At 40.1% G+C, this 16481-nt stretch carries 14 protein-coding genes; all 14 read right to left on the reverse strand.

All coding sequences use genetic code 11. The features are described from left to right. Positions 1-816: 816 nt before the first annotated feature. Positions 817-1083 carry a sporulation transcriptional regulator SpoIIID gene (gene spoIIID / locus AB1K81_RS07985; RefSeq protein ID WP_412976135.1) on the reverse strand — a complete coding sequence of 89 codons (267 nt, stop codon included), beginning with the start codon at positions 1081-1083 and terminating at the stop codon, positions 817-819. Between the two features lie 703 nt (positions 1084-1786). After that, on the reverse strand, positions 1787-2791 hold the full coding sequence (locus AB1K81_RS07990; RefSeq protein WP_412976136.1) for an AimR family lysis-lysogeny pheromone receptor: 1005 nt from the start codon (positions 2789-2791) through the stop codon (positions 1787-1789). Positions 2792-3105: 314 nt separating this feature from the next. Then, the gene (gene spoIIQ / locus AB1K81_RS07995; RefSeq protein WP_489685622.1) at positions 3106-3972 is read right to left on the reverse strand and encodes a stage II sporulation protein SpoIIQ; all 867 of its coding nucleotides are present in this window, start codon (positions 3970-3972) and stop codon (positions 3106-3108) included. A gap of 248 nt (positions 3973-4220) precedes the next feature. Next, positions 4221-5366: a stage II sporulation protein D gene (gene spoIID / locus AB1K81_RS08000; protein WP_412976137.1), complete on the reverse strand. Its 1146-nt coding sequence runs from the start codon at positions 5364-5366 to the stop codon at positions 4221-4223. Positions 5367-5527: 161 nt separating this feature from the next. Next, entirely contained in the window at positions 5528-6538 is a 1011-nt protein-coding gene (locus AB1K81_RS08005) for an ABC transporter ATP-binding protein (RefSeq protein ID WP_412976138.1), read from the reverse strand. Then, entirely contained in the window at positions 6531-7487 is a 957-nt protein-coding gene (locus tag AB1K81_RS08010) for a C40 family peptidase (protein WP_412976139.1), read from the reverse strand. Before AB1K81_RS08010 ends, AB1K81_RS08005 begins: the two co-directional genes overlap by 8 nt. A 20-nt stretch (positions 7488-7507) precedes the next feature. After that, positions 7508-8605, reverse strand: coding sequence for a dipeptide epimerase (locus AB1K81_RS08015; RefSeq protein ID WP_412976140.1), 1098 nt, complete (start codon positions 8603-8605; stop codon positions 7508-7510). Then, positions 8586-9524, reverse strand: a complete 939-nt coding sequence (locus AB1K81_RS08020; protein WP_412976141.1) for a S66 peptidase family protein — start codon at positions 9522-9524, stop codon at positions 8586-8588. Before AB1K81_RS08020 ends, AB1K81_RS08015 begins: the two co-directional genes overlap by 20 nt. A 245-nt stretch (positions 9525-9769) precedes the next feature. After that, positions 9770-11425 carry a peptide ABC transporter substrate-binding protein gene (locus AB1K81_RS08025; RefSeq protein WP_412976142.1) on the reverse strand — a complete coding sequence of 552 codons (1656 nt, stop codon included), beginning with the start codon at positions 11423-11425 and terminating at the stop codon, positions 9770-9772. Positions 11426-11441: 16 nt separating this feature from the next. Further along, positions 11442-12443, reverse strand: coding sequence for an ABC transporter ATP-binding protein (locus AB1K81_RS08030; RefSeq protein WP_412976143.1), 1002 nt, complete (start codon positions 12441-12443; stop codon positions 11442-11444). Between the two features lie 8 nt (positions 12444-12451). Further along, the gene (locus AB1K81_RS08035) at positions 12452-13405 is read right to left on the reverse strand and encodes an ABC transporter permease (protein WP_412976144.1); all 954 of its coding nucleotides are present in this window, start codon (positions 13403-13405) and stop codon (positions 12452-12454) included. Position 13406: 1 nt separating this feature from the next. Continuing rightward, positions 13407-14339 carry an ABC transporter permease gene (locus AB1K81_RS08040; RefSeq protein WP_412976145.1) on the reverse strand — a complete coding sequence of 311 codons (933 nt, stop codon included), beginning with the start codon at positions 14337-14339 and terminating at the stop codon, positions 13407-13409. A 105-nt stretch (positions 14340-14444) separates the two neighbouring features. Then, the gene (locus tag AB1K81_RS08045) at positions 14445-15254 is read right to left on the reverse strand and encodes a serine hydrolase (protein WP_412976146.1); all 810 of its coding nucleotides are present in this window, start codon (positions 15252-15254) and stop codon (positions 14445-14447) included. Between the two features lie 11 nt (positions 15255-15265). Then, entirely contained in the window at positions 15266-16090 is an 825-nt protein-coding gene (locus AB1K81_RS08050; RefSeq protein ID WP_412976147.1) for a M55 family metallopeptidase, read from the reverse strand. Positions 16091-16481: the final 391 nt, after the last annotated feature.

Here is a 16481-nt window from a genome sequence, read left to right on the forward strand (position 1 = left end):
TTCGGGGGCATCTCTCCCCTCCTCGGGCTCATCTACTCCTGCTTCGGGGGCATCTTTCCCCGCATCGGGCTCATCTCCTCCCGCATCGGGCGCTTCTCTCCCCTCCTCAGGCTCATCTACTCCCGCATTGGGCGCTTCTCTCCCATTTTCGGGCTTATCTCACCCCGCATTGGGCGCTTCTCTCCCATTTCCAGGCTCATCTCACCCCGCATTGGGGGCATCTCTCCCCTCCTCGGGCTCATCTACTCCTGCTTCGGGGGCATCTCTCCCCTCCTCGGGCTCATCTACTCCTGCTTCGGGGGCATCTTTCCCCGCATCGGGCTCATCTCTCCCACATTGGGCGCTTCTCTCCCCTCCTCGGGCTCATCTCACTCCGCATCGGGCGCTTCTCTCCCCTCCTCAGGCTCATCTCCTCCCGCATTGGGGGCATCTCTCCCCTCCTCGGGCTCATCTCACCCCGCATTGGGCGCTTCTCCCCACTTTTCGGGCTCATCTCACCCCGCATTGGGCGCTTCTCCCCACTTTTCGGGCTCACCTCACCCCGCATTGGGCGCTTCTCTCCCCTCCTCGGGCTCATCTCACTCCGCATCGGGCGCTTCTCTCCCATTTCCAGGCTCATCCCACATTAGAAGCACCTCTTTCATCACCCCAACACTAAAAAAAACGCACCTTCAAAGGGTGCGTTTTCATAGTTCTGCTGACATACCTCCCCATGTCAAAAGTACAATACCTGCTAACCAAAACCTTTCTATAACTTAAGTACTCTCCCTACCATTCACCTCCTTAAAGAGGATTATGATATATATTTGGAATTACTTAAACTGAGGCCTTGCTTTCTTCGGTTTTGTATTTTTTACGGGTTGCTTCTCCACCTCTTAAATGGCGGATGGATTTGTGATACTCTAGGATTTCTTTTACCTTTTGTGCTAATTCTGGGTTGATCTCTGGCAGTCTCTCTGTTAAATCTTTATGGACTGTGCTTTTGGAAACACCAAATTCTTTTGCTATCACCCGGACGGTTTTCCTCGTTTCCACGATATGTTCACCTATCCTGATAGTTCTTTCTTTGATGTAATCGTGCACACCGTTCGCCTCCCTATGTTGAATATTTCTGAGGTGTCAAATTTGAGACTAGGTGATCTGAAAAATGAGCACTTGTCATTTTCCGAGTGTCCACCTTTAGTTCGTATAAAGATGGAATTACAGTGGCTTAGTTGTATGTACAGTGATAGGGACTTAGTTACATATGTGGTAAAATTTTCTGAAATAAATATAGAGGCTGTTACGATAAAATGTATGTATATTTGTAATTGTGCTGGGAAATCGTTACGTTGTAATATGTAATCAAGCAAAAACGAATATATTATTGCGGAGCCACATAAGCTCTCACCTCAGACTTACTGAATGCTTGGTTTGTAACATTTTATTATCAGAACGGTTGGATTATGATTAAAAATCCTCGGAATCGCTTGGGGGACAAGATGTTTTTTTATTTTATTTCGAAAATTGCTTCAGTTAAGCGTAAGCAGGCAAAAAAATAACCAAAAGCACTAATAAGTACTTTTGGTTTTATATGAAAGGATTCAACTTAATATGTTCAAAACTTTCATTTAATCTACATCACCATACTCGGGGTCTGCCAACAATGGGCTCGCCGGTTGAATTAACGTGAAGAGTACTAATAAACCTAGAAACAGAGCAAACGTAAAAGTTTTAATTTTCTCCATTTTATTCCTCCTCTCCATTTTTGACATTAAAACAAAAAGCTGAATCCTATCATAACCATTTATGATTGAAGATTCTGGATCGCTGACATCGGTAATCGGCTAAAGAAATAATCACTTCTTTCAATGAACATTTTGCATGCTTCTGTTAAAAGATTTTTGTCCTGTTTTGCAAGTCCCATATAATACGTCTTAAATGGGCTCTTAGTATATATATCTTTTAATAACTCAATTGCCTTTTCACTATTTCCTCGTGCGATTTCGAGATGAGCTTGTTCACTAATGTCATCAGTTGTAACTCCATTTGTTTTGCCAAAATGGGCTGCTAAAAATGGGATGGAATAATTCTCTATTTTGCGGACATATTTTGTTAGATTATGTTGCTTGGCAATTTTCAAACCTTCCTTCATGTGATACATCCCTTGATAGTACGTATCAAATGTGTAGGTTAATCCTAGATTTATATGGAGGCTTGCTTTCGTTGATGGGTTATTTGTTTGATTTAATGCACGGAACGCATATTTTCTAGCCATAATTAATTCATTTCGTTTCCAATAATAGAAAAATAGTTTTTGAAACAGCCTTAAATTTAAGCTAGCTAGCATAAAATTGTCTTGTATTGGATCAAATAGTTCGTACTGTATTTCTAGGAAGTTACCTATTTTACCAAAATCCATTTGATTAAAGTAGGTATCTACAATGCTTAACTCGATTAAACATCTCAATTCAGGCTCTGATGTTTGAATTTCGAGCAATCTCTCTCTCATCTTTCCAGCAGAAGAAATATTATTATCTGTTCGTCGTTCTAACGTTATTTGATAAACTTCAGCCCATAATCGATTGGAATGATCATTGGAAAGTGAGTTTTTGGCGATTAAGATTCTTAGATCTTCATAAAATCCGTTAATATATAAAAACTCCATACCCTTTTTCTGGATTTCCTTTGAGGAGGATTGTAAACAGAATTTGCGGGTTAGTTCTAATACTTCCTGTTCATCATGTTCCTGAGATAGTAACAACATAACTTGTCCTATAGTCAACTCCGGACTATCCTCAATAGACTCCATGTTTTCCCTAATTAGGTTTATGTTTCCAAAACTCATTATTCGTTAGACCGCCCTTTCAAACTTGTACAATATATCACGGAATTCTATGTTGATCACATTTTGATAGAGTTAGATGTAAATGTAATATATTAAATTCTAGTATTTTTAATAACTTAATATTACCATAGAATCTACTTAAAAAGTTCCCTAATCGTTCGACATATTTTTCAAGAAAAATAGCGAACTGTTGAGATTTTTGGCGGATTGCTGTTTGCGTTTTTGGAGAATAAAAAAAGAAATCCTAGTCTTTCATTTACTAGGATTTCTTTTTAGATTTACTCTTCTGTGTCAGTGGATGAGTCGTCAGAAGGGTCTTGCGGATCTTCCGTATCTTCCCCTTCGCCGTCACTACCATTTTCAGTTGACGGTTCATCATCCGGATTTTCTGAATCTACTTCTTCAGATGTAATGCTAGAAGTATCTTGTTCTTCAGAAACGTCTTCTGTGTTTTGCTCTTCAGCTAGCTTACTTACAGGTTGATTGAAGAATGTTTCAGGGTTAAACACTTGATCATCTTTTCTAATTTCAAAGTGTACATGTGTACCATGGTTTTGACCGAAGATATTCTCTCCAGCTGTACCAATTACATCACCCTGTTTAACTTCATCACCTTGTTTAACGCCAACTTCTCCTAGACTAGCATAGTACGTTGTTACTCCATCGTTATGTGATAGAACAACAACATTACCTAGTAATGGATCCTCTTTTACTTCCATAACCGATCCACTAAGTGCTGCTAATACATCAAATGCTTCACCGTCCGGATAAACGATGTCAACACCTGTGCTTTGGTAATAGCGGTTGTTATGAAGGATCAGTGCATTTTCTTGATCTTCTTGGGATGCATTGTAATCAAAGAATTTCGTTACGATTTGCGCTTGTTCTTGATCGGCAACAGGTAACTTAATAACTTCTTCATTTTCCATTACTGGCTGTGCATCCTCATCATTTGGATTAGGAGAATAGTTGTCTCTTAATTCTTGGTCATCCCCAGCCTCTGGTAATTGATTATCCAAATTTTGATACCAAACTACTACTGCTAATAGAATTGCAGCAATCGTTAAGTACACTGCAGGGAAGAACCACTTTTTACGGAAAATACTTTGCCCGCCTTTTTTTGGCGCTTTGTTTTCCTCTTTCATCTATCATCACCTCAACAACCATTCTGAACAGAAAAAGAAAAAACTATACATTCCCGGAAAAAATTTTTATATTTTTATGCATTTTTTTGTTAATTTGGGGGATATTAAGCCTTTTTACAGGATGGTGGTAGGTTATTAAGGGATTAGTAGAGGGTGTTTAGTAGATTGGTTTGGGGGAAGGGTAACATTTTGTCGGGATGCTTCAACCAAAAAGTATAGCCCCCAGAAATCCATCTGGAGGCTACTTATTACTGCATTACCAACGCTGGAGCTGTATCATCCAGGTTACTTACTTGAACATCTTTGTAGTAATATTTCACGATTTCTTCATAAGTTTTTCCTTCTTTTGCCATTCCGTTCGCGCCATATTGACTCATCCCGACGCCATGACCGTTTCCTTTTGTTTTGAAAATCAAATAGTTATTTTTTTGTTCGATAGAAAAGTCGCTCGAGCGTAGTTTTAGTTTTTCCCGTACTTCTCGACCTGTAAACAAGCTTCCCACTAAGTTTAGTTCATCTACTCGATTACTTTCTGTTCTTGTTATTTCTATTGAAAGTTTCTCGTTATCTGGTAGATCAATTCCAAGAGCTGTTTCCACCTGTTTAAATGTAAATGTTTCTTGATCTAAATAATATGGGGAGGCTTCGTCCCATGGGCTTGGTACGCTTCGTAAATATGGAATCTCGTTTTTATAGTAGTCTTCAGAGTTCTCGGTATAGCCGTTACTTGTTGAGAAAAATTGTGGATCGATTGGTTTATCTTGATAGGTAATAATCTGACCTTTGGTGGCGAGTACTGCTTCGGTGATTTTGTCCATATTGTTTTGGTAGTTTTTCCCCCACTTAATCCGAAGCTCGGCGTCATTTTTATACACTTGGTCCTGAATGGTATCGGTCACGTCAGATGAAACTTCCTCTGATTTATACAGCAGCTTATTTACAACATAGGTTCTCGCTGCTAACGCTTGTGCCTTTAGTGCTTCCGTTTCAAATTCCACTGGCATCTCAGAGGCGACAACTCCAATAACATACGTTTCTAGTGGGACATTTTCAATTTGGTCGGTTTGTGTGCGCATCACGGCAACTTCCACCGCAGAATCATCTACTACCGCTTTCTCTTCGTCCGGTGAGCTCTGTTGATCAACGGATTGTGATAGCACTTCACTATTTGAAATAAACGGAAGGACAATTAATGTCGGAACAGCCAGAATGATAAATGCTACACTAAATATAAATGCAGCAGGGAATTTCCATTTGAAGCGCCCTTTAGTTAGTGCGATAGGCTTTGTTTTCGTTACGGTTGTCATTCGCTTCTGTAGTGCTTGATGTTTCATTATAGCTTTTTTCTTCTTCATTTTTTGAATTTGTTTGATGGAATTTTTACGATTTTTCAAGGGGCACCCTCCTATCCTAAACTTTTTCGTTTCTAGCAATCCTACTAATATACTTATACAGGTATCGAAAATAATAGAACTACAATTTTAAAAATCTAGTGATGGAAGATTTAGTAGGACAAGCTCATAAAAAAAGATGCCCAACTAACGGGACACCTCGGTTAACGAATATGGACTACGGGCTCATGCTGTTTATCCTTTTTCACATTTTCATTGTATAAATGGCATGCGACAAAATGGTTATTTTCTACTTCTTGCCAGGCCGGTTTTTCTTGTCCGCAAATCTCCATCGCGAATGGACAACGGGTACGGAATACACAGCCGCTCGGTGGGTTAATTGGGCTTGGTAACTCTCCTTGTAAAATAATTCTCTCGCGTGACTCTTCAATATCTGGATCAGGAATCGGTATTGCTGAAAGCAAAGCTTGTGTGTACGGGTGAAGTGGATTTTCATATAAATACTCACTTTCCGTTAGCTCTACCATGTTTCCTAAATACATCACTCCGATCCGGTCGGAAATTTGTTTCACCATTGATAAGTCATGTGCGATGAATAGGAAGGTTAGCCCTTTTTCCTCTTGCAATTGTTTTAATAGATTTACTACTTGTGCTTGAACGGACACATCAAGTGCCGATATTGGTTCGTCGGCAATAATGAACTCTGGATTCAAAGCTAAAGCACGGGCAATACCGATTCGTTGGCGTTGTCCACCACTGAACTCATGTGGATAGCGGTTGGCATGGTCCCGGTTTAATCCTACCTCTTCCAGCAATTCGTAAACTCGTTCCGTTTGCTCTTTTTTCGAATTATATAACTTGTGAACTTCCATCGGTTCGGAAATGACTTCACGAACTGTTGAGCGCGGATTTAATGATGCATAAGGATCCTGGAAAATCATTTGCATTTTTTTACGGAAATGGAACATATCACCTTCATTTAATTCATGAACGTTTTGTCCATTGAAAATCACGTCGCCATCCGTTTTATTATAAAGTCCGATAATCGTACGACCAATCGTGGACTTCCCGCAACCAGACTCCCCTACTAGGCCAAAGGTTTCTCCTTTATTCACATGAAAGGTCACATCATTAACTGCTTTTAATATCTGGTTTTTCCCTAAATGGAAGTGTTTCTTTAAATTATTGACTTCTAGAATTCTTTCTTCAGCCATTTGTTACACCTCCTCCTTCCCAGTATCGTCTCGCTATACAAAGCTCTTTTTCATATGTGGTATCTTTCAAACTAATAATCTCAATTCCTCTTCCCGTCATCGGGGAATGAATCATTTTTCCGTCCCCATAGTAAAGACCTACATGGTGAATACTACCTTTTCCTTCTTCATAGGCAAAAAATAGTAAGTCGCCAGGGAGGAGCTTATCAAATGGGATCTCTTTTCCAAACGCTGCTTGGTCGGATGCATCCCTACTAATTTGGTAGCCGTTTGCTTTGTGCATATTATAGGCAAAGCCTGAGCAATCATAGCCAAAGGAACTCATGCCACCCCACAGATAATCTAATCCAACATACTCTTTTGCTTTCTCAATAATACGAAGTCCATCCCCTTTTGGTCCGCCTTCTCCGGTAGGGAAAATTTCCACGTCCTCTACTGGTAAAAATCCTCGGGCAATTGGGGTTATCACCTCTACTCTTTCATTTCCGACCTGTACAACAGGCAAACAGGTCATATAGCTCAACTTTATCTGCTTTTCACCTAATTCATCTTCTAGCCAAGCATGTTTGGAGCTTATTGCGGCCGTTTCGGGTTTGAGCCAATCTTCTTTTGCCACTTTTTTCAGCTGATTAAGAGGTACCCAGCCCGGATAACCTAAAGCATCCTTTTTCGATGGCTGGCTTGGGATTGTCACCTTCGCCCAATCCCCATTTATCTCTGATACGATTACAACTTCCCCATATAAAAGCTGTGTCTGTACACGATTGTCATTACATAAAGCTACTTTTTCCTCATTAGATAAATAATCAAGCCATTTTTCTATATTTGTAGGATTAGTAATCCCTGGTTCGTCTATTTCTCTAGCAGATTCGGAATTAGTCCAGACGGTTGCGACTTGAACCGAAGCGACATAAAATGAATCTGGCAGTGAAAAATCATGTTTAAACATACGCTTTGTGCCCCCCCTTTTTAGCTTTTAACGATGTATTGCTCATTCAACCCGTGAATCCCTAGCCCTGTACTATCACCTAACGAGATAGCACTCTTTTCATAGGTGATCCCACCTTGGACTAAATCACCTGATAACATTAACGGTGCGTCAAAATCATAATATTTCACATTGGGCTGGCTTGTAGCAAAGTGGGCGGCTGCGGTAATGCCGATCTTCGTTTCAATCATACTACCAACCATACAAGTTACCCCGTAAACATCTGCTAGTTTTACAATCTTTACGGCCTCATGAATTCCCCCGGACTTCATTAACTTAATGTTAATTAAATCTGCTGCACCTTTTTCGAAAACTTCTCTAGCATCTCGTGCAGAGAAAACACTTTCATCAGCCATTATTGGAATGTGGGTATGATCCGTGACATATTTCAATCCTTCTAGGTCGTAGGCTTTTACTGGTTGTTCGATGAACTCTATTCCGAGTACTAAATCTTCCATCCTTTGAATTGCCAGAACTGCTTCTTTCGGATTCCAGCCTTGATTGGCATCTAACCTAATCGTAACTTCAGAGCCGACCCGCTCCCGAATTGCTTGTATACGTTCGATATCCTTGGCGATTTCGTCCTTCCCAACTTTTACTTTAAGAACGGAAAAGCCCTCCTTCACATAGCCCGCTGCATCATCCGCCATCTCTTCGGGGGTATTAACACTTACGGTATAATCTGTTTCGATATTCGATTCGTATCCACCTAATAATTGCGCTAGACTCATGTTAGCATGCTGAGCGAGGCAGTCATAAATAGCCATATCCACTGCTGCCTTTGCGCTTGTATTTCCGATTATCACCGCATTGATTTTTTCAAAAATTTGTTCCCGCTCTAGGCACGACATTCCTACAAGGGTTGGCGTAAGAATTTTATTTATGGTATAGGTGATACTCGCTAATGAATCTCCAGTAATTACATGGGTTGGAGGTGCCTCTCCATACCCTACGATTCCGTTATCACACGTAACCTTAACGACTATCGTTTCAGCAACAGTGACCGTTCGAAGTGCAGTTTTAAACGCTTTTTTCAGTGGTATGGCTGCCTTGAATGTTTCAATCTGCTTTATGAACATCTACTTGCACCCCCGGACATATTGTGAATGTTTTTTCTTTAGAACATACAGTTGCTTGAACACCAAGTGGTACAGCAAAATGCGGGAAGCAATGACCAATTTTAAACCCCAACACAACAGGACAAGGCAACTCGCCTAAGTAATGGCGGAAAACCTCTTCCAAGGTTAAGGATGGTTTATCTTTTGGGTCAGCTTTAGCAAAATCACCGACGACAACTCCTGCTAGCTTACTTAGTTTTCCTGCTAGCTTCAATTGATTTAACATTGCATCTATTTTGTATGGAGGTTCATAAATATCTTCAATCAAAAGGATTTTTCCATCCGTATCGATTTCGAATTCTGTTCCAAGTGTGCTAATAATGAGGGAGAGATTCCCTCCTACTAGTTGCCCTGAATCCGTTCCTTCTACTAGCACATCAAGCGGAGATATCGTTTCGTCATATAGTCTTATTTCTGGTTTAAATAATTGTTGAAAGGATGCTTGTGACACAGCATCAAAATTAGTGTCTGCGATATCGGATGCAAGCATTGGACCGTGGAAGGTAACAAGGCCCGCCTTCTGCATAATCGCTATATGTAAGAATGTAATATCACTATAGCCCCAAATAATTTTTGGTTTGTTTCGGATTAACTCATAATCAATTGATGCTGCAATTCGTCCGACTCCATAGCCACCTCGGGCAAAAATAATTGCTTTTACTTCATCATCTCTCATCATCTCGTGAAAATCTGCCAGACGCTGTTCATCTGTACCAGCTAAATAACCGTATTCTTGATCTATATATTTTCCTAATTTAACATGGAGGCCTAAATTAGTGAAAAAAGGAATTGCTTGTTCGAGGCGTTTCATATCAGGAGGACTACTAGGGGCAATCACACCAATGGTATCACCCTTACTTAAAGCATTAGGTAAAAGCATCGAAATACCTTCCTTCTGTGTAAGTAGTATGTATTTATTGAATGAAAAAGGAGCAGCTCATCTGATATGATGAGCTATTCCTTTTTACTGTCTAGCCAAGTCTCTAGCCTGAATATACGGAGAATCCCTTGAGGCAAGGTAACCATAGATGCGAATCCAAGATTTAGTCTGGCTTACCAGCCCCCTTAGGAAAGCGTAGTGTATTCAGACTCTTGTCGTTACCTCTTTCCCACATTCTCTAATCTTTATTTCTTATCCGCATACTTCAAATCAAAATATCCAACTGGGTGGCGTAAAATTCCTTCTACCCCATCCGCTTCAAGAACTACCGTATTGTAATAGCGAATCGGGAATGCTACCATTTCATCAGCTAGCATTTTCTCCGCTTCATATAATGCATTCCAACGCTCTTCTTCATTTGTCGCTGATTTACCCGTTGCAATTAACGCATCATACTCTTCACTAGAAAAGCCTGTACGGTTCATATAAGAATCCGTAATAAAACTTTCTAAGAAGTTAACCGGGTCATTGTAGTCATTAATAAATGAACTACGAGAGAACTGAAGCTCTAACGCCTGTTGTGCTTCTGAGAATACATTCCACTCTTGATTCTCTAATGCCACTTCCACACCTAAGTGTTCCTGGAACATGCCTTGTAACGCTTCTGCTACCGCTTTGTTAGAATCACTAGTATTATAAGTTAATTTGATTTCTGGTAGTTCATCGTACCCTTCTTCCGCCATACCTTCTTCTAGTAATTGTTTTGCTCTTTCTGGATCAAATGGTACAAGGTCACCATTTACTTCACGGAAATCTTCCCCTGTTGGGCTTGTATAACCAGGGTTAATAAAACCAAATGCTGGTTCTACACCATTTTTTACAACGTACTTAGCAATGTCTTCACGGTTAACCGCATAGGCGAATGCTTGACGTATCTTCTTATTTTGGAATGGTTCCATTGTTAAGTTGAAACGATAGAACTCTAGACCACCATATGGACCGATAAATACATTGTCGCCATTAATTAATTGGTCAGAAAGCTCTGCTGGAATACTCGCCGTATCAAGGTCACCACTTTCGAACATCTGATACTGTGTATTCGAGTCGTTAACCATAGCAAAGTTAACTTTGTCTAGCTTTACTGCACCAGCATCCCAATAATGTTCGTTTTTCGCGAATACCATTTCTACATCATGTTCCCATGACTCTAATTTGAATGGTCCATTACCAACAAATGTATCAGCTTCTGCATGCCAGTTAGGGTTTGCTTCAGCTACTTGTTGGTTGATAGGGAAGAAAGCTGGGTTTGTTAATACATCAAGGAAAAATCCTGTTGGCTGTGCTAACACTACCTCTAATGTCTTTTCATCAAGTGCTGTAACTTTTACATCATCAACAGAACCTTCACCACTGTTGTAGCTTTCAGCACCTTCAATAAAATAGCCTAAGAACGCTGCTGGAGAGCCTGTTTCCGGATTAAGCATATATTTCCATGCATATTCAAAATCACCTGCTAAAACAGGATCACCGTTTGACCATTTAGCATCTTCACGTAGATTGAATGTGTAAGTTAATCCATCTTCAGAAATTTTCCAGTCCTTCGCTACCCCTGGAGCTGCTCTATGATCTTCATCTAGTCTTGTAAGACCTTCCATCAAGTTATTAAGCGGATCCCAAGATACCGCATCGAAACCGATAGACGGGTCAAGCGAAGTTGGCTCAGTACCATTATTTAAATAAAGCACCTTTCCACTTGTTTCTTCATTCGTCGTTCCATCATCTTCACCCGGCTCATCAACGTTTTCTTCTACCGGATCTTCCCCTGCATCTTCATTGGCAGTACAAGCAGCAAGGACAAATAAGGTTAAAGCTGCCAATAATAAAAAGAGAAACTTCTTCATTCTTTTTCCCCCTTGTTTAGTTTGTGACCATCGTGGCCAATAATTGTTTAGCCCGTTCATCTTGCAACCAGCAATTCACGCTGTGTGAATCACTCAGAACGCTCGATTCTGGGTAAACTTTATTACACACCTCCATCGCCAAAGGACATCTAGGAGCAAATGGACATCCTTGTGGAGGTGAGAATAAATCTGGTGGTGTTCCATCAATTGGTTTTAACTTTCCTTTCGTATCCAATCTCGGAACAGAATTTAATAATCCTTTCGTGTATGGATGTTCTGGGTGATAAAAGATTTCTCGCTTTGTTCCTGTTTCGATAATTTTGCCTGCATACATCACCGCAATACGGTCAGCTATCTTTGCAACAACCCCTAAATCATGGGTAATCAGGATAATCGATACTCCTGTAACTTCTTGAATTTTTTCGAATAGCTCTAGAATTTGTGCTTGGATAGTTACATCTAATGCTGTTGTTGGCTCGTCTGCAATCAGTAATTCCGGTTCACAAATTAAAGCAATCGCAATGACAATTCGTTGTCGCATCCCACCACTGAACTGATGGGGATACTGTTTCATTCTTTCAACTGGATTAGGAATACCAACTAGTTCCATCATCTCCAGTGCTCGTCGTTTCGCTTCTACTGGCGAAATCTTTCGGTGTTGCTTTAAACCTTCTATAAGCTGCGTTTCTATTGTTAGCGTCGGATTTAACGCAGTCATCGGATCTTGGAAAATCATCGATATATCCACACCACGAATCGAACGTGATTGTTTTTCTGTTAGCTTCGTTAAATCTTTACCTTTAAACAAAATCTTCCCAGCGGTAATTTTACCTGGGGGGCTCGGAATAAGCCGCATGATAGCATTTGATGTAACACTTTTTCCACAACCAGATTCGCCAACGATTGCGAGTGTTTCGCCTTTATTTAAATGGAAGTCAACACCTCTTACTGCCTGTACGGTACCTCCATAGGTCGTGAAGGTCACGTGTAAGTCTTTTACTTCTAGAATTTTTTCCATCACAACACCTACTTCCTTAATTTCGGATCCAGTGCATCCTGTAATCCGTCTCCTAAGACGTTAAAGGCAAACATCGTAAATGATATGAAAAATGCTGGGAAAAATAATGTCCACCAATTTCCAGATAGAATCGCACCTAAGGAATCATTAGCCATTACTCCCCAGCTGGCATTCGGTGAAGAAATCCCAAGTCCAATAAAGCTTAAGAAGGCTTCTGCAAAAATGGCTGACGGTACGGTTAATGTCATTTGCACGATAATAGGTCCCATTATATTCGGTAATAAGTTCTTCCGGATAATTCGTGGCGTTTTCGTTCCAAATGATTTCGATGCGAGGACAAATTCATAATTTTTAATTTGCATGACCTGCCCCCGCACAATCCTGGCCATGCCCACCCACCCAGTGACGGTGAGGGCGATTATTATGGTTGAAAGACTCGGACCTAACACAACGAGTAGTAAAATAACCACTAATAAATACGGAATTCCGTATAAAATTTCTATAATACGCATCATGATATTGTCGGTTCGACCACCTTTATAACCGGAGATTCCCCCCCAGATTATCCCTATGGTGACGTCAATAAGTGCTGCCATGAACCCAACAAATAAGGATATTCTTGCCCCATGCCATGTTCGCGTAAACACATCTCTACCAGCACCATCTGTTCCAAACCAATGCTCTGCAGATGGTGGCTGAAATTGTTCAGATAAAGACTGTTTATTTGCTTCATAAGGTGACAAAATCGGGCCAAATATAGCCATAAAGATTAATAAAATTAAAAAAACTAGCCCTGCCATAGCTAAATAGTTTTTCTTAAGTCTCCGCCATGCGTCCCCCCAGTAGGAAAGGGACGGCCTTGCAACTAATTCTTGTTCGTTAGCATTTCTTTGACGCCATGTAAACCATTCGTCGGGTATATTTTCTCTACTATGTGTTTGGGGATTTTGATTTGATTTCATACTACTCCCCTTCCTTCTTGGACACTTTAATTCGTGGGTCTAATATTCCGTACGCTATGTCAACCAAGAAAAGCATGATGATTAAAAATGCACTATAAAATACCGTTGTTCCCATGATGACTGGAAAATCACGATGGTTTATACTTTCCACAAAATATTTCCCCATACCTGGAATAGCAAAAATTTGTTCGATAACAAATGATCCGGTCATTATACCAGCAACTAATGTACCCATAATCGTAATCACGGGCATGAGAGCGTTGCGTAGTGCATGTTTAAAAATGATTTTCCATGGGGCTAACCCTTTTGCTCGTGCCATTTTTATGTAATCTTGGGTTAAGACCTCCAGCATGGTCGATCTCGTTAACCTCGCTATAACTGCCATCGGACCAGTTGATAAGGCTAATACTGGAAGCACCATATGCATAGTGCTTTTCCAAGTCGCAACCGGGAAAATCTCCCAATCTACCGCTAATTTTTGAATTAACAATGTAGCTAGAATAAAGTTTGGTACTGATATGCCTAGAACGGCAATGCCCATTGCTAAATAATCGATTATCCCGTTATGCCTTAGCGCTGCCAAAACCCCTAATATAATCCCAGAAATGACCGCAACAATAATCGTCACAATCCCTAACTCCGCAGAAATTGGAAACCCTCTTCCTAATAAATCATTTACCGTCTGATTTGGTTGTTTAATAGATGGTCCAAAGTCTAATGTGACGATAGATTTTAAGTAAAGTAGGTACTGAATATGGTATGGTTTATCGAGATTATAATGCTTGGCTAAATTTTGTTGGACAATCTCGTTGGAGTTTCCCTCACTGTTAAAAGGTGAACCTGGGACCGAAACCATCAGTACAAATGTTAGCGTGACGATAATCCATAAAGTGATAATCATGATGAGTAGTCTTTTTAAAATATATTTGAGCATTGCCTCCAACTCCTGTATCTTTTACGCAACTAATGCGCAGATAATGTAAGAAAAGCTTCCCCTGAAAATAAGCTATGACAACTTCCCATTGTTTATGAGATAATCCTACTCTGTTTGTTTTAAGTATTGATAGATTTCCAGACCAACCTTCCCAATCCACTCTGGCGAATCAAGATCATTTAAACCTTTCGTTAATACCGACGCAATGAAATTTCGTTTTCCTACATAAAAAATCCCTATGTCATGACGTATTCCAGAAACATTTCCTGTTTTATTCGCAAGCTCCCATTCCGTTAGAGAACCAATAATCTCTTCCTCCGGCTCTGGAATTTTTACCGGTAATGAATTTCGGATTTGTTGTTTTTTCATGATTGCAATCATTTGCTCACAAGCATAAACCGAGATAACTTTTCCCGTAACCAGTTTCTTTAGCATTTCTGTCATTTCATGAGCTGTGATGATATTTCTTCCTTCACGATCTACCTCTACGGTCATCATTTTGTGATAAAATTTACTTTTTTCAAGACCTATATCTTTCATTACTTGTTGGATGTTCTTTACTCCAAGTAAATCAATTAGCATATTGGTAGCTGTGTTATCACTTTGGATGATCATGAAAGTGATTAGGTCATAGATGGTAATTTGGGTGCCTGGTGTGGTATGTTGCAATACCCCACTACCAGCTACAATATCCTCGCGCTTTAGCTCGATCTTCTCACTGAGTTTCATTTCACCTCGATGGCTTGCAGCAAATGCAGCGATCATAATTGGTACTTTAATGACACTAGCAGAGTAAAAAGGCTCCTGTTCATTAGTTTCCCATGATTCATCCGTATTTAGATCATAAAGTGATATTCCCCATGCTCCACCAGCTTCTTCGATTATCTGTTGAATTCGGTCTGTAAGCTTTTTCAAAGTCGCTCCCCCTATGCATATTTGGTATCGTAAGCAAGCTCAACCATCACGAGTAATGCCCGGTATGCCTCTAAAATATCTTTTGCCTGGTACTCTACTATTGTCGTACCAGGGATAATCTCTGTTCCTGGCATCATATGTGCAAGTTCTGCCGCCCCATAATTAACAAATTCCACTTTTAAATTCGGGTTATCTGGTGGGGTTAAAGGTTTGACAAGATGACGATTTTCAACTGCCTGTTTCACTTTTTCTTTTAGAAGCTCCCCAGCTTTCTTCGGCGTCAGACTTTTCGTAGCTGACCTAGAAACTGCTTCCTTCACAACAGCGGTCGTTATATTTGGAATAAGTGCTTCAGCTTCTTTTGCTGTTTCATCATCACCAGAAATAAGCAGAACTGGAACTCCGTGGTAGCCGGCAACCATCGCGTTCATACCGATTTCCCCAACCTGTAAATCATTAATATAAAAATTACGAACCATATGTATCATAGAATGAGACATCACTCCTGGCATTCCTGCTCTCGAATGATACCCGATAAACATTGCCCCGCTAAAACTACTATCAAGACCATGCACCATCGAATAGGTTTTGATACCTCCCGTGATCAGCTGTGCATCCGGGTGCAATTCATCGATTAAAATATTGTTCATTTTCATATGACTGTCATTAATAAGCACTTCTTGACAACCTGTTTGAAAAGCAGCATTCACGACAAAATTAGTTTCCTCGGTCATGATTCTCCTTGCACGCTCATAATTGTGCATGGAAGCGCTAACAAATGTATAATCTGGTAAACCAGTTATCCCTTCCATATCTACTGATAGATAAAGTTTCATAACATGTCTCCTTTAAATATGTTTGCTATATTATATGATTGGATTTACTGTTAAATGATTGGTTAAGTAGAGGAGTCTTGCATAAAAATAATAAGGAAAATCACGAGTTTAGGAGAGGATTTCAACATAGGTGATATGGCAAAACTCGACATATTTTCCACAGGATACTAATCTGTTAATTTGATAATATTTTACCTTTTATTCTATTTAATTGCAAGATAATTTGTAATATTTATCACAATTTAGAATTGGTAGAATATGGGTGTGGGTACGGTGTTGAATATACGAAATGGTTGGCGCGGTGGTGGTCCCGGTTGATGTCTTCAACCAAAACACTCTAACAAACTAAAAAGTGGAGCACTATTATGTGCTCCACTCTATCTATCTACTA

The organism is Ornithinibacillus jepli (assembly GCF_047228935.1).
Lineage (GTDB): Bacteria > Bacillota > Bacilli > Bacillales > Amphibacillaceae > Ornithinibacillus.

Bases quoted from the DNA above. Each gene is read 5' to 3' on its own strand.
- AB1K81_RS08005 (WP_412976138.1), bottom strand. From the start codon at position 6,538: ATGGCTGAAGAAAGAATTCTAGAAGTCAATAATTTAAAGAAACACTTC.
- AB1K81_RS07990 (WP_412976136.1), bottom strand. From the start codon at position 2,791: ATGGAGTCTATTGAGGATAGTCCGGAGTTGACTATAGGACAAGTTATG.
- AB1K81_RS08010 (WP_412976139.1), bottom strand. From the start codon at position 7,487: ATGTTTAAACATGATTTTTCACTGCCAGATTCATTTTATGTCGCTTCG.
- AB1K81_RS08015 (WP_412976140.1), bottom strand. From the start codon at position 8,605: ATGTTCATAAAGCAGATTGAAACATTCAAGGCAGCCATACCACTGAAA.
- AB1K81_RS08050 (WP_412976147.1), bottom strand. From the start codon at position 16,090: ATGAAACTTTATCTATCAGTAGATATGGAAGGGATAACTGGTTTACCA.
- AB1K81_RS08025 (WP_412976142.1), bottom strand. From the start codon at position 11,425: ATGAAGAAGTTTCTCTTTTTATTATTGGCAGCTTTAACCTTATTTGTC.
- spoIIQ (WP_489685622.1), bottom strand. From the start codon at position 3,972: ATGAAAGAGGAAAACAAAGCGCCAAAAAAAGGCGGGCAAAGTATTTTC.
- AB1K81_RS08030 (WP_412976143.1), bottom strand. From the start codon at position 12,443: ATGGAAAAAATTCTAGAAGTAAAAGACTTACACGTGACCTTCACGACC.
- AB1K81_RS08020 (WP_412976141.1), bottom strand. From the start codon at position 9,524: ATGCTTTTACCTAATGCTTTAAGTAAGGGTGATACCATTGGTGTGATT.
- AB1K81_RS08040 (WP_412976145.1), bottom strand. From the start codon at position 14,339: ATGCTCAAATATATTTTAAAAAGACTACTCATCATGATTATCACTTTA.
- AB1K81_RS08035 (WP_412976144.1), bottom strand. From the start codon at position 13,405: ATGAAATCAAATCAAAATCCCCAAACACATAGTAGAGAAAATATACCC.